Annotated in this window: 8 protein-coding genes and 3 pseudogenes; 1 reads left to right on the forward strand and 10 read right to left on the reverse strand. The window is 68.9% G+C overall.

The window, feature by feature from the left end; genetic code table 11:
• The 10 genes and pseudogenes from BMG07_RS25975 to BMG07_RS26020 form a co-directional block, all read right to left on the reverse strand.
• Positions 1 to 463: pseudogene (locus BMG07_RS25975) on the reverse strand (electron transfer flavoprotein subunit beta/FixA family protein); the annotation flags it as partial.
• Positions 464 to 494: 31 nt separating this feature from the next.
• A complete protein-coding gene (locus BMG07_RS25980) occupies positions 495 to 1,493 on the reverse strand; it encodes a tripartite tricarboxylate transporter substrate binding protein (RefSeq protein ID WP_198086958.1) in 999 nt (332 codons plus the stop codon).
• Positions 1,494 to 1,534: 41 nt separating this feature from the next.
• Positions 1,535 to 3,487, reverse strand: a complete 1,953-nt coding sequence (locus tag BMG07_RS25985) for an acyl-CoA synthetase (RefSeq protein WP_198086959.1) — start codon at positions 3,485 to 3,487, stop codon at positions 1,535 to 1,537.
• A gap of 44 nt (positions 3,488 to 3,531) precedes the next feature.
• On the reverse strand, positions 3,532 to 4,524 hold the full coding sequence (locus tag BMG07_RS25990; protein ID WP_198086960.1) for a tripartite tricarboxylate transporter substrate binding protein: 993 nt from the start codon (positions 4,522 to 4,524) through the stop codon (positions 3,532 to 3,534).
• Positions 4,525 to 4,561: 37 nt separating this feature from the next.
• Positions 4,562 to 5,770 carry a CaiB/BaiF CoA-transferase family protein gene (locus BMG07_RS25995; RefSeq protein ID WP_198086980.1) on the reverse strand — a complete coding sequence of 403 codons (1,209 nt, stop codon included), beginning with the start codon at positions 5,768 to 5,770 and terminating at the stop codon, positions 4,562 to 4,564.
• Positions 5,771 to 5,893: 123 nt separating this feature from the next.
• Positions 5,894 to 6,667, reverse strand: a pseudogene (locus BMG07_RS26000) (oxepin-CoA hydrolase, alternative type); the annotation flags it as partial.
• Entirely contained in the window at positions 6,664 to 7,806 is a 1,143-nt protein-coding gene (locus tag BMG07_RS26005) for an acyl-CoA dehydrogenase family protein (protein ID WP_198086961.1), read from the reverse strand. The pseudogene BMG07_RS26000 and the gene BMG07_RS26005, both read right to left, overlap by 4 nt.
• Positions 7,807 to 7,819: 13 nt before the next feature.
• The gene (locus BMG07_RS26010; protein ID WP_198086962.1) at positions 7,820 to 9,028 is read right to left on the reverse strand and encodes an acyl-CoA dehydrogenase family protein; all 1,209 of its coding nucleotides are present in this window, start codon (positions 9,026 to 9,028) and stop codon (positions 7,820 to 7,822) included.
• Between the two features lie 10 nt (positions 9,029 to 9,038).
• Positions 9,039 to 10,229 (reverse strand): acetyl-CoA C-acyltransferase, encoded by a 1,191-nt coding sequence (locus BMG07_RS26015; RefSeq protein WP_198086963.1) that lies wholly within the window; start codon positions 10,227 to 10,229, stop codon positions 9,039 to 9,041.
• Between the two features lie 29 nt (positions 10,230 to 10,258).
• Positions 10,259 to 12,392: pseudogene (locus BMG07_RS26020) on the reverse strand (3-hydroxyacyl-CoA dehydrogenase NAD-binding domain-containing protein).
• Positions 12,393 to 12,534: 142 nt separating this feature from the next.
• On the opposite strand from BMG07_RS26020, the gene BMG07_RS26025 reads away from it, so the two are divergent.
• Entirely contained in the window at positions 12,535 to 13,443 is a 909-nt protein-coding gene (locus tag BMG07_RS26025; protein ID WP_198086964.1) for a LysR family transcriptional regulator, read from the forward strand.
• Position 13,444: the final 1 nt, after the last annotated feature.

Here is a 13,444-nt window from a genome sequence, read left to right on the forward strand (position 1 = left end):
CAGTGGCCTTGTCGCCTGCCACTTCGACCTTCGAGGCGAAGGTGGCTTGCGGCAGGTCGGCCAGCGCAGCCAGCATCTGGCCGGTCTGGTTGGCGTCGTCGTCGATGGCTTGCTTGCCCAGGATGATCAGCTGCGGCTGTTCCTTGTCGACCAGTGCCTTCAGCAGCTTGGCGACAGCCAGCGGCTGCAGCTCTTCGGTCGTCTCGACCAGGATGCCGCGATCGGCGCCGATGGCCATGGCAGTGCGCAGCGTTTCCTGGCACTTCGCATCACCGCAAGAAACGGCGATCACTTCAGTCACAACGCCCTTCTCTTTGAGGCGAACCGCTTCTTCGACCGCGATCTCGTCGAAGGGGTTCATGCTCATCTTGACGTTGGCAATGTCCACCCCGGTGCCGTCGCTCTTCACGCGCACCTTGACGTTGTAATCGACGACCCGTTTGACAGGCACAAGAACCTTCATGGCTGTTCCTTTGAATGACGAAAAAAATGAATTACTCGAGCCGTGCGCCCGACTGCTTGATCAGGCGCTCCCACACCGGGCGCTCGGCCTTCCAGGCGGTGGCGAAGAGCTCGGGCGAGCTGTCCTTGATCTCGAAGCCCATGGCCGCCACGCGATCGCGCACGTCGGGCTGCTGCGTGGCCTTGCGCACTTCTTCCGCGATGCGGTCCACGATGGGCTTGGGCGTCTTGGCGGGCACGGCAATGGCGAGCCAGCCGGTCACGCGGTAGGCCTCGTCCTTCAGGCCCTGCTCGGCCAGCGTGGGCACGTTGGGCAGCGTGCTCATGCGGCGCTCGCCGCTCACGCCGATGGCGCGGACTTTGCCGGAGTCGATGTGCGGCTTGGCCACCAGGGCACTCGCATAGGCCATCTGGATCTGGCCGCCGATCAGGTCCTGCACCATCGGCGCCTCGCCCTTGTAGGCGACGTGGCTCATGTCGGACTGCGTTGCCAGGCTCATGTGCGCGCCGGCCAGGTGCGGGTAGGCGCCCACGCCGTATGAACCGTAGGCCACCTTGCCCTTGTTGGCGGTGACGTACTTCAGCACCTCGGCGCCGGTCTTGGCGGGCACGCTGGGGTGCACCACCAGCACCAGCGGCGCCATCGCGATCTGGTAGACCAGCGTGAGGTCTTTCTGCGTGTCGTAGGGCAGCTTCTCGTAGAGGAACTCGTTGGTCATCAGCGAATTGCTCAGGCCCAGCACGATGGTGTAGCCGTCCGGCGCGGCCTTGGCCACCGCGTCGGTGCCGATGATGCCGGCCGCGCCGGGCTTGTTGTCGACGATCACGGGCTGGCCCAGGCCGGCCGCCATCTTCTGGCCCAGCACACGCGCGAGCACGTCGGTGGCGCCGCCGGCCGCGAACGGCACGACCATGCGGATCGGCTTGTTCGGGTAGGTGTTCTGGGCCTGCGCATGGGGCAGCGCGCACAGCGTGGCGACAGAGGCGGTGGCGCACAGCAGCGCGCGGCGGGTCGGAAGGCGGAAGGTCATCGGTTGTCTCTGTCTCTCGGTCTTGGTTCAGGTTTCAAAAATCATTGCGCCGCGATGCGCGTCTTGAAGGGCAGGGGCTCCAGCGCCTTGTGCAGCCGCTCCTGCAGCGGCGCGGCCAGCGTGCCGACGGCGGCGCTGTCGATCAGCACCTGCACGAGGCTCTCGCCTTCGGTCTTGACGACAGGGCGCGCGGCCTCGGGCACGCCGAGTTCGGCACACGCCTCGGCCACCGCCGCGGCCACCACGTGGCGCGCGGCCATGGCGCGCAGCTCGGGCTTGTAGATCTTTCCGACGTTGGTCATCGGCATGGTGTCGATCACCGACACCCACTTGGGCCGCGCCGGCGCTTCGTCGACGCGCGCGGCGGTGAAGGCCAGCAGTTCTTCTTCGGTGGCCGAGGCGCCGGGCACCAGCGTCGCGAAGATCACGGGCAGTTCGCCCGCGTAGGCGTCGGGCGCGCCCACGGCCGCGCACAGCTGCACGGCGGGGTGCGCACCCAGCGCGTCCTCGATGGTCTTGGGGTCGATGTTGTGGCCGCTGCGAATGATCAGGTCCTTCGAGCGGCCCGTGAGGTTGAGCCGCTCTTCGCTGTCGATCCAGCCCAGGTCGCCGGTGGCCAGCCAGCCGTCGGCGGTGAAGGCCTTGGCGTTGTCGGCCGGGTCCACGAAGCCCGAGAACACGTTGGGCGACTTGAACAGCACCATGCCTTGCTCGCCGGCAGGCATCTCGCGGTCGCTGGCGTTGCCGTTCTCGTCGAGCGCCACCACGCGCATCTGCATGTACGGCAGCCGAAAGCCGACGCAGCCCGCGGGCCCGCTCACGCCCGGCGGCGTGATGGTCGAGATGCCGGCCATCTCGGTCATGCCGAGGCTTTCGTGCACGTGCAGGCCGAACAGCCGCTCGAAGCGCGCGGCCAGTTCGGGCGCGAGCACGGCGGCGCCGGTGCGGCAATAGGTGATCGATGAAATGTCCGCGCCGTCCAGCGGCACGTTGGCCAGCGCGGCGAGCACGGTGGGCACGGCCGACAGCGAGGTCGGCCGGTACTTCGCCACCAGCTTCCAGTAGTTGGCCAGCACCTCCTTGTTGCGCAGCAGCGAGGGCGTGGGAATGATCACCTCCACCCCCGCCGACAGCGACGACAGCGAGGCCGGCAGCACGCCCGCCACATGGAACAGCGGATAGCCGTTGATGGAAATGCCGTTCTCGTTCATGCCCGCGACCTGCACGCTGGCCCAGGCGGTGAACACCTGCGCGCCGTGGCTGTGGCGCGCGAGCTTCGGCGCACCCGTGGTGCCGCCGGTATGAAAGTACGCGGCGATGTCGCCGGGCGCGATGTCGCGGCCGCTCACGAGCTGGTCGTTGGGTTGCGCGGCGCGCAGCACGTCGAACTCGGCCACGCCTTCAGGCAGCGTGCCAGCCGCGCCGGGCGCCTCGTCATGCGGCGCCACGCGCAGCACGGTGGTCAGCGTCGGCACCTGGCCGCGCAGGCGCATGGCCTTCGACCACATGCCCGATTCGCTGTCCGAGCCGTAGGCGATCAGCACCTTGGCGCGCGCGGCCGTCATCAGCGCCACCAGCTTCTCGTCGGTCAGCAGCGGGTTCAGCGGCTGCACGATGCCGGCTGCCTCGCCGCCCCACAGCGCCAGGTGGTATTCGAGGCAACCGGGCAGCAGCACCGCCACCGCGTCGTTCGGCCCCACGCCCAGCGTGTGCAGCAGGTTGGCGGTCTGGTGGATGCGCGCGAGCAGCTCGGCGTACGACCAGCGGATCGGCGCGTCGGCCGGGTTGCCGGTGCGCAGGAAGGTCAGCGCGGTCTTCTCGCCGAAGGCATGGCCCGCGTTGCGAAAGATCTCGTAGGTGCTGCGCACCGTGAGCGCCTGCGCCAGCGGCGTTTCTTCGAGCTTGCGGATGTCCGCGAGGCTGCGAACGGGGTGGGCGGGGCGAAACGGTGCGCCGACCGGCGTCTTGTAGTTGTTCTGGTGCGTGTCAGTCATGTCTGTCTCCTTGGTGGTGTCGTCGCCCTGCCGGCCCGGCTGTTTTACTGGTTCGTGATGTGGTTGTCGCGAATGACCTTGCCCCAGCGTTCGAAGTCCTCGCGCATGCGCACGCCGGTCTGCGCCGGCGTGCGGTAGGCCGCGAAGGAGCCCACGCTCTCCAGCTTCTCCTGCACCTGTTTGTCGGCCAGGGCGGTCTTCAGCTCGGCGCTCATGCGGTCGATCACGTCCTTGGGCGTGCCGGCCGGTGCCAGCAGTCCGCCCCACGAGGTGGCGTCGAAACCGGGGAAGCCCTGCTCGGCCACCGTCTTCACGTCGGGCAGCAGGCTCACGCGCTTGCCAGAGCCGACCGCGATGGCGCGCAGCTTGCCGGCCTTGATGTGCGGCAGCACGCCCACGAGGTCCGAGAACATGGCGGGCACCTGGCCGCCGATCAGGTCGGTCACGGCCGGCGCGCTGCCGCGATAGGGCACGTGCTGCATGTCGAACTTGCCGATGGTCTTGAGCTGCTCGGTCGTCAGGTGGCCGAAGCTGCCGGCGCCGGCCGTCGTGTAGTTGAGCTTGCCGCTCTCGGCCTTGGCCTTGGCGATGAGGTCCTGCACGCCGTTCACGTCGGGCAGCGACTTGGGGTTGACCACCAGCACGATCGGCAGGTCGTACACCGAGCCCACGGGCGTGAAGTTCTTGAAGATGTCGTAGCCGGTCGGGCCGTACAGGTGCGAGGCCAGCAGCGTGGGCGTGGCCAGCATCACGAAGGTGTAGCCGTCGGGCGCGGCGCGCGAGGCGGCGGCGGCGCCCACGGTGCCCGAGGCGCCGCTGCGGTTGTCGATCACGATGTTCTGCTTGAGCGCCACCGACATCTTCTGCGCCACGATGCGCGAGGCCACGTCGGTCGGGCCGCCGGGCGGGAAGGGCACGATCAGCGTGATCGGCTTGGCGGGCCAGGCTTGCGCGAAGGCGGCGCCTGCCACCAGGGGCAGGGCGAGGGCGATGAGGGCGCGGCGAACGGGATTGCGAAGGATGGAAAGGGAAGCCATTGGGTCTTGTCTGCTTGGGTCAATACGGGCGTCGTGTTCAGACGACGCCACTCGTTTTCAGCGCTGCCAGCTTTTCGTCCGACAGGCCAAGGAGGGACTGCAGCACGTCGTGCGTGCCTTCGCCCAGGGTCGGCGGCGCGCTGCGCACGGGCAGGCGCTCGCCGTCGAAACGGTAAGGGGGCGCCAGCACGTTCACCGTGCCGGCCACCGGGTGCGGCTGCGTGGTGACGAGGCCGGCGTCGCTCGCGCGCTTCGATTGCAGCGCCTCCAGCAGGCCCAGCACCTCGCCGCACGGAATGCCTGAGGCGGTGAGCCTGGCCAGCAGGTCGGTGCGCTGGCGCTTGGCCAGCTCGGCGTGCAGCTCGGGCAGCAGCACGGCGCGGTTGGCCGAGCGCAGGATGTTGGTCTTGAAGCGCTCGTCGGCCGCGAGGTCGGGCCGCTCGATCACGTCGGTGCAGAAGCGCGCGAACTGCGCGTTGTTGCCCACGGTGATCACCAGCGGGCCGTCGGCCGCGTCGAACACGCCATAAGGAACGATCGACGGATGCGAGTTGCCGTAGCGCGGCGGGTCTTCGCCCATCAGCAGCGCTTCCAGGCCGTAGTAGGCGGTGATCATGAGGCCGCAGTCGAACAGCGCCATTTCCACATGCCGGCCCTTGCCGGTCTTCTCGCGCTGGTAGAGCGCCGCCAGGATGGCCTGCGCCGAGTACATGCCGGTGAACAGGTCGACCGCGGCCACGCCGAACTTCAGCGGCGGCTGGTTGGCCTCGCCGTTCAGCGCCATCAGGCCGGCTTCGCCCTGCACCACGAGGTCGTAGCCCGGGCGCGCGGCTTCGGGGCCGGTGCGGTCGTAGCCCGAGATCGAGCAGTAGATCAGGCCCGGCTGCTCCTTGCTGAGCTGCTCGTAGCCCAGGCCCAGCTTGTCGATGCCGCCGAACTTGAAGTTCTGGATCACCACGTCGCACTGTTTGGCGAGGTCGCGCGCCAGTTGCTGGCCTTCGGGCGTCTGCAGGTCGAGCGTGACCGAGCGCTTGTTGCGGTTCACGCTGTTGAAGTAGGCGGTCTCGGTCTTGCCCACGCGCAGGCCCCAGTCGCGCGTGTCGTCGCCGCGGCCCGGGTGCTCGACCTTGATGACCTCGGCGCCCATGTCGGCCAGCACCATGCCGCACCAGGGGCCCGCCAGGATGCGGGACAGATCGAGGACGCGCACGCCGGCAAGCGGCAGCGAGGAATTCAGCGAGGACATGAGGGCAACTCCAGGAAAAACGAAAACCCCCGGGGGCAGGCGAAGAGCCTGGCACGGGGGGAGGGCAAGGCCGGCGTCAGGACGCTTGCGCCTTGCGGCGTGGCGCAGCGCCGCGAAGTCGGGCTTGCGCTTGCCCAGGAAGGCGCCGATGCCTTCGGCCGCTTCGGCGTCGGCCTGCGACTCGACCATGAACACGGCCTCGGCGTCCAGCTGCGCTTCGAGCGTGCTGCGGTGCGCCTGGCGGCACAGCGTCTTGATGCGCGCGCTCGCGCGCTGCGGGCCGCCCGCCACCTTGGCCGCGAGCGCGACGGCCTCGGCCAGCGCGGCGCCCTTGTCGGTCAGGCGGTTGACGGCGCCCAGCGCGTGCAGGCGCTCGGCCGGCATGCGGTCGCCGGTCAGGCACATCTCGGTGAGCACCTGGCGCGAGACGAACTCCGCAAGGAAGGCGGTGGCGCCGCCGTCGGGCGTGAGGCCGACCTTGATGTAGGCCACGGTGTAGAACGCATCGCGCGCCGACACCAGCATGTCGCAGGCCAGCGCCATCGACAGGCCCGCGCCCGCCGCGCCGCCTTCGACGGCCGCGATCACGGGCTTGCCGCAGTCGCGCAGCGCGCGGACCAGGTCGTGCAGGCCTTCGAGCTTTTCGCGGCGCTCCGAGGCGGGCAGCTCGCGGCGCTTGGCCAGCAGGTTGAGGTCGCCGCCCGAGCAGAAGAAATCACCCGCGCCGGTGAACACCACGGCGCCCACGCCCGGGTCGTTCTCGGCGTCGGCCAGCGCGGCCCGCAGCTCGGCGTACAGCGTCGGCGTGATCGCGTTGCGCGCGGCGGGGTTGCTGTTGGTCAGGATGCGCACGGCGCCTTCCTGCGAGATCAGCACGGTCTTGTTGCTGTCGCTCATGCCGCCAGCTCCTTGCCGAGCGCGATGTAGCGCTGCAGGTGGTGGTCTTCGTCGCCCAGCTGGTGGTCGATCATCACGAGGCGCTTGGCGTAGTGGGGCAGCGGCAGCTCCCACGTCATGCCGATGCCGCCGTGCATCTGGATGCTTTCTTCGGCCACCAGCGCGCCGATGCGGCCGATGCTGAACTTGGCGGCCGACAGCGCGCGCTCGCGCGTCACGCGGTCGCCGGTGTCGATGGCGGCAGCCGCGTTGATGACGGCCGAGCGGGCCTGTTCGATTTCGAGCAACAGGTCGGCCATGCGGTGCTGCAGCGCCTGGAAGCTGCCGATCAGGATGCTGAACTGCTTGCGCGTGCGCAGGTATTCCAGGGTCGCGGTCTTGGCCGCTTCCATCGCGCCCAGTGCTTCAGCGCACAGCGCCAGCACGCCGCGGCCGATGGCGCGCTCCAGCGTGGCGTGGCCCTGGCCTTCAGCGCCGAGCAGCGCGTCGGCGCCGAGCTTCACGCCGTCCAGCGTGAGTTCGGCGACGCGGCCGCCGTCGATGGCGGGGCAGCCGCGCACCGTGAGGCCGGCGGTCTTCGCGGGCACCAGGAACAGCGAGATGCCGGCTTCGTCGTCCACCGCGCCCGAGGTGCGCGCCGAGACCAGGAACAGGTCGGCCTGCTCGCCTTGCGGCACGACGGCTTTCGCGCCGTGAAGCACCCAGCCGTCGCCGCTGCGCTCGGCGCGGGTCGAGACACGCGTGCGTTCGTAGTGCGTGTCGGCTTCGTCGTGCGCAAAGGCCGCCACAGCCACGCCGTTGATGATGTCGCCGAGCTTTTCTTTCTGCGCGTCGGTGCCCGCGGCGCTCAGCGCCTCGCCGACCATGACCGCGCCCAGCAGCGGCTCGACCACGAGCCCGCGGCCCAGGGCCTCGAAGACCACGGCAATGTCGAAGCCGCCGCCGCCGAAGCCGCCGTCGGCCTCGCTGAACAGCGCGCCGATCACGCCGAGCTCGGCGAACTGCTGGAAGATTTCCTTGCTGAACCCGTGCTGCGATTGCGCGATGCGGTTGCGCGCGTCGAACGCGTACTGCTCGCTGATGAAGCGGTTCAGGCTGTCGGCGAGCATGCGCCGGTCTTCGGTGTGTGCGAAGTTCATGTGCGTGTCTCCTTTACAGCCCGAGGATCATCTTGGAGATGATGTTCTTCTGGATTTCGTTCGAGCCGCCGAAGATCGACAGCTTGCGGTTGTTGAAGTAGCGCGACGCGGCGGCCGACGCGTAGTCGGGCCCGAAGGTCTCGCCTTCGTAGCCGTCCTTCAATGCCTCGGCGATGAAGGGTCGGCCATACGGGCCCATCGCGCGGCGGGCCAGCGAAGAGATTTCCTGGCGAATCTCGGTGCCGCGGATCTTGAGCATCGAGCTCTCCGCGCCCGGCACGCCGCCACCGGCCACCGCCGCGATCACGCGCAGGTTGGTGGTCTTCATGTTCTCCAGGTCGATCTCCACGCGCGCCATGCGCGCGGCAAAGGCCGGGTCGTCGGCCAGCGGCTTGCCGTTCTTGGTCTGCGTGGCGGCAATGCCCTTGAGCTGTTCGAGCGCGGCCACCGAGAAGCCCACGCCCGCGATGTTGGTGCGCTCGTAGGTCAGCAGGTACTTGGCGCAGGTCCAGCCCTTGTTCTCTTCGCCCACGAGGTTCTCTGCCGGCACGCGCACGTCGGAGAAGAACACCTCGTTCACTTCATGCTCGCCGTCGAGCGTGATGATCGGGCGCACTTCCACGCCGGGCGAGGTCATGTCGATCAGCAAGAAGCTGATGCCCTCCTGCTTCTTCGCCTCGCGGTTGGTGCGCACCAGGCAGAAGATCATGTTGGCGTGCTGGCCCAGCGTGGTCCAGGTCTTCTGGCCGTTCACGATGTAGTGGTCGCCCTGCGCGTCGATGCCGCGCACGGCCGAGGTCTTCACCGCCGCCAGGTCGGAGCCCGCGCCGGGTTCCGAATAGCCCTGGCACCACCAGTCGTCGCCGTTCAGGATGCGCGGCAGCCAGTGCTGCTTCTGTGCCTCGTTGCCGTACTTGATGAGCACCGGGCCCAGCATGTTCACGCCGAAGGGCACGATGCGCGGCGAAAACGCCAGCGCGCATTCGTGTTCGAAGATGAACTTCTCGACCGCCGTCCAGCCCGGGCCGCCGTACTGCTCGGGCCAATGGTTGGCGAGCCAGCCGCGCTCGTTCAGGATGGCGTGCCATTCCTGCATGTCGGCCTTCTCGAGGATCTTGCCGCTGCGCACTTTCTCGGACAGCCGCACCGGCAGCTTGGCCGCCAGGAAGGCGCGCACTTCGCCGCGAAAGGCTTCTTCTTCGGTCGTGAAGTTCAGGTCCATCGCGGGCTCCTCAGTAGATTTCGAACAGGCCGGCCGCGCCCATGCCGCCGGCGATGCACATCGTGACCACGGCGTACTTGGCGCCGCGGCGCTTGCCTTCGATCAGCACGTGGCCCGTCAGGCGCGCGCCGGTCATGCCGAAGGGGTGGCCGATGGAGATGGCGCCGCCGTTCACGTTCAGGCGCTCCGACGGAATGCCCAGCTTGTCCTGGCAGTAGATCGACTGCGAGGCGAAGGCTTCGTTGAGCTCCCACAGGTCGATGTCCTGCACCTTCAGGCCGTGGCGCGCGAGCAGCTTGGGCACCGCGAAGACCGGGCCGATGCCCATCTCGTCGGGTTCGCAGCCGGCCAGCGCCAGGCCGCGGAACGCGCCCAGCGGCTTGAGGTTGGCGCGCTCGGCGTCCCGGGCTTCCATCATCACGCAGGCCGAGGCGCCGTCGGACAGCTGCGAGGCGTTGCCGGCGGTGATGAACTTGTCTTCGCCCATCACGGGCTTGAGCTTGGCCAGCGCCTCGTAGGTGGTGCCGCGGCGGTTGCAGTTGTCTTCGGTGGCGGTGACTTCGCGGTGCGTGACTTCCTTGGTCTCCTTGTCGGTCACGGCCATGGTGGTGGTGCAGGCCACGATCTCGTCCTTGTAGCGGCCGGCCAGTTGCGCCTCTTCAGTCTTGCGCTGGCTCTCGGCCGAGAAGCGGTCTTGCGCTTCGCGGCTGATGTTGTAGCGCTTGGCCACGATGTCGGCGGTGTCGATCATCGCCATGTACAGCTCGGGCTTGTGTTGCACGATCCACGGGTCCAGGCTGAGGTCGCCGCCGTCGCCGGGGCTGCGGCCGCGGATCTGCGAGATGCTTTCGACGCCGCCCGCGATCATGGCGGGCGCGCCGTCCACCACGATGCGCCCGGCCGCCATGGCAATCGCCTGCAGGCCCGAGGCGCAGAAGCGGTTCACGGTGGTGCCGGCGATGCTGATCGGCAGGCCCGAGCGGATGATGGCCTGGCGCGCGATGTTGCGGCCGGTGGTGCCTTCGGGGTAGCCGCAGCCCAGGATCGCGTCCTCGATCAGGGCCGGGTCCAGGCCCGAGCGCTCGACCGCGGCCTTCACCGCGAAGGAGGCCAGCGTGGCGCCGGGGGTGATGTTGAATTCGCCGCGGTGCGCCTTGGTGAGCGGGGTGCGGGCGGTGGAAACGATGACGGCTTCACGCATGGGAATGGCTCCTGTACGGCTGACTCTGATTACTCGGATTGATTGAGGCTGGCGAAATCGGCGCCGCGTTCGACCAGCTGCACCAGCAGCGGCGACGGTTTCCAGAAGATCGGGTCTTCCTTGGCGAACTCGCGGATGTCGGCCAGCACCTTCGGCAGGCCCACGGTGTCGGCGTACTTCATCGGGCCGCCGCGGTGGCGCGGAAAGCCGTAGCCGTAGAGAAAGGTCACGTCCACGTCCAGCGGGCGCAGCGCAATGCGCTGCAGCACCACGTTGGCGCCTTCGTTGACCATCGCGGCCATGTAGCGGCGCATGATTTCTTCTTCGGTGAAGGCGCGCGGCTTGACGCCCGCGCGTTCGCGCTCGGCGTCGATGATGGCCAGCACCTCGGGGTCGGGCACGCCGGTGCGCGCGCTCGGGGTACAGGTAGTAGCCGCGCTGCGTCTTCTGGCCGAACCAGCCGCGCTCGCAGATGCGGTCGGCCACCTGCACGTAGCGCGCCTGCGGGTCGCGCGTGGCGGCCTTGCGCTTGCGCGTGGCCCAGCCGATGTCGCCGCCGGCCAGGTCGGACACCTGGAACGGGCCCATCGGGTAGCCGAAGTTGCGCACGGCCTCGTCGATCTGGTAGGGCGAGGCGCCGTCTTCCATCATGTGGTCGGCCGCCTGGCGGTACACCGCCAGGATGCGGTTGCCGATGAAGCCGTCGCACACGCCGGCGCGCACGGGCACCTTCTTGAGCTTCTTGGCCAGCTCGAAGCCGGTGGCGACCACGTCGGCGCTCACCTTGGCGGGCACCACGATCTCCAGCAGCTTCATGATGTTGGCGGGCGAGAAGAAGTGCAGGCCCACCACGTCCTGCGGACGCGAGATGCTGGCGGCGATTTCGTCGATGTCCAGGTACGAGGTGTTGGTGGCCAGCACCGCGCCGCGCTTGCACACGCGGTCGAGCTCGGCGAACACGGCCTTCTTGACGCCCATGTCCTCGAACACGGCCTCGACCACGATGTCGACCTGCGCGAGCGCGTCGTAGCTCGTGGAGCCCGAGAAGCCCGCCATCACGGCGGCCTTGGCCTCGGGCGTCATGCGGCCCTTCTTGATGAGGCCGTCGTACACCTTCTCCACGTGCTGGCGGCCGCGCGCCAGGCTGGGCTCGTCGCGCTCGATCATGGTCACGGGCATGCCCGCGTCGAGCATGGCCACGGCGATGCCCGCGCCCATGGTGCCGCCGCCGACGATGCCGGCCGCTTCGAGCGCGCGCGGCTTGGCCGACTTGGTCTCGGGCGCCTTCAGCACTTCGCGCTCGGCGAAGAAGGCGTGGATCAGGCCCGCGCGCTGCGGGCTGTCGATGCACTGCAGGAACAGCTTGCGCTCCAGCGCCATGCCTTCGTCGAAGGGCAGCGTGAGCGCGGCCTCGACGGCTTCGATGATCTTCATCGGCGAGAACAGGCCGCGGCTCTTCTTGGCGGTGTCGGCGCGCGCGGCTTCGAGCGCGGCGCGGCTGGCGTCCTTGTCGGCCAGCGCGCCGGCTTCGCGCGTGCGGCGCACGGGGGCGTTGGCGGCGACGAGTTCCCGCGCGTAGGCCAGGCCTTCCGCCTGCGCATCGGCGTCGCTGCCCACGCGGTCGACGAGGCCGAGCGACAGCGCTTCCTTCGCGCCCGCATGGCGGCCGCTGAGCATCAGTTCGAGCGCGGGCTTCACGCCGATCAGGCGCGGCGCGCGCTGCGTGCCGCCCGAGCCGGGCAGCAGGCCGAGCGCCACTTCGGGCAGGCCCAGCTTGGCGGTGGGCGAGGCCAGGCGGTAGTGCGCCGACAGCGCCACTTCGAGCCCGCCGCCGAGCGCCGCGCCGTGAATGGCCGCGACCACCGGCTTCGTGCTGTTCTCGATCTTCAGGCAGACCTCGGGCAGCGACGGCGGCTGCGGCGTCTGGCCGAACTCGCGGATGTCGGCGCCGGCAATGAAGTTGCGGCCCGCGCCGACGATCAGCACGGCCTTGGCCGCGCTGTCGGCTTCGGCCGCGTCGATGGCGGCCACGAGGCCGCGGCGCACGTCCACGCCCAGGGCGTTGACGGGCGGGTTGTCGATGGTCACCACGAACACGTCGCCTCGACGCTCGAAGGTGACGGGACCGGTGGACGTGGAGGGGCTCGGGGTGGTGGTGGCCATGTGCTTGCTTGTCTCTTGCGTTGCGAGCCGTGCGGGCTCGAGGCTCTGGGGGGTGAACCCCGCATTCTTCGTCCGCACCGCGGCTTTGACAATTGCATAGACGGTTGACAGACTGTCAAAGAATTTTTGACACAATCGTCACATGGACCTGCAATCGCTCACCCTGCTGGTGGAAATCCTCGATGCCGGCAACCTGAGCGCGGCGGCCCGCCGGCTCAAGATGAGCCGCGCCAACGTCAGCTACCACCTGAACCAACTGGAGCGCTCGGTGGGCGCGCAGCTGGTGCGGCGCACCACCCGGCGCGCCGAGCCGACCGAAATCGGCCTGCGGCTCTACCAGCACGGCGTGGCCATCCAGGGCGAGCTGCTGGCGGCGCGCGAGTCGGTGACCACGCTGGGGCAGGGCCTGCAGGGCCGCGTGCGGCTGAGCGTGCCCAGCGGCTACGGGCAACTGGTCATGGCCGAATGGCTGCTCGACTTCAAGCGGCTGTATCCCGGCATCGTGCTCGACGTGGTGTTCGAGAACCGCATCGAGGACTTGCTGCGCGACGAGGTCGACATCGCCATCCGCGTGATCCCCGAGCCGCCGCAGAACCTGGTGGCGCGCGAGATGGGCCCGGTGCGCTACGTGGCCTGCGCGTCGGCCGACTACGCGGCCAGGCACCCGCTGCCGGTGCAACTGGACGCGCTGCAGGGTGCGCCGGTGGTCACGGCCGCCGTCATCGGCCGGCAACTGCGCGTGTCGGCCTACCAGGGCGAGACACGGCGCGAGGTGATCCTGGAGCCGACGCTGATTTCAGAAAACTTCTTGTTCCTGCGCCAGGCCATCCTCGCGGGGCTGGGCATCGGGCTGGTGCCCGACTACGTGGTGCAGGAAGACGTGCGCAAGGGCGACGTGGTGACCACGCTGGACGACTGGCGCCTGAGCATCTTCGGCACGCAGATGTTCATGCTGTACATGCCGAACCGCCAGCACACACGGGCGATCCGGACGTTCATCGACTTCGTGCTGGAGCGGGTGCGGGGCCCCGTGGCCGGCGACCCGGGCTGAC

The organism is Variovorax sp. E3 (assembly GCF_016082275.1).
Taxonomy (GTDB): Bacteria; Pseudomonadota; Gammaproteobacteria; order Burkholderiales; family Burkholderiaceae_C; genus Variovorax.

What these genes read in the sequence shown, in the direction of transcription:
- BMG07_RS26005 (WP_198086961.1), bottom strand. Translation starts at nt 7,806, where the DNA reads ATGAACTTCGCACACACCGAAGACCGGCGCATGCTCGCCGACAGCCTG.
- BMG07_RS26015 (WP_198086963.1), bottom strand. Translation starts at nt 10,229, where the DNA reads ATGCGTGAAGCCGTCATCGTTTCCACCGCCCGCACCCCGCTCACCAAG.
- BMG07_RS26010 (WP_198086962.1), bottom strand. Translation starts at nt 9,028, where the DNA reads ATGGACCTGAACTTCACGACCGAAGAAGAAGCCTTTCGCGGCGAAGTG.
- BMG07_RS25990 (WP_198086960.1), bottom strand. Translation starts at nt 4,524, where the DNA reads ATGGCTTCCCTTTCCATCCTTCGCAATCCCGTTCGCCGCGCCCTCATC.
- BMG07_RS26025 (WP_198086964.1), top strand. Translation starts at nt 12,535, where the DNA reads ATGGACCTGCAATCGCTCACCCTGCTGGTGGAAATCCTCGATGCCGGC.
- BMG07_RS25980 (WP_198086958.1), bottom strand. Translation starts at nt 1,493, where the DNA reads ATGACCTTCCGCCTTCCGACCCGCCGCGCGCTGCTGTGCGCCACCGCC.
- BMG07_RS25995 (WP_198086980.1), bottom strand. Translation starts at nt 5,770, where the DNA reads ATGTCCTCGCTGAATTCCTCGCTGCCGCTTGCCGGCGTGCGCGTCCTC.
- BMG07_RS25985 (WP_198086959.1), bottom strand. Translation starts at nt 3,487, where the DNA reads ATGACTGACACGCACCAGAACAACTACAAGACGCCGGTCGGCGCACCG.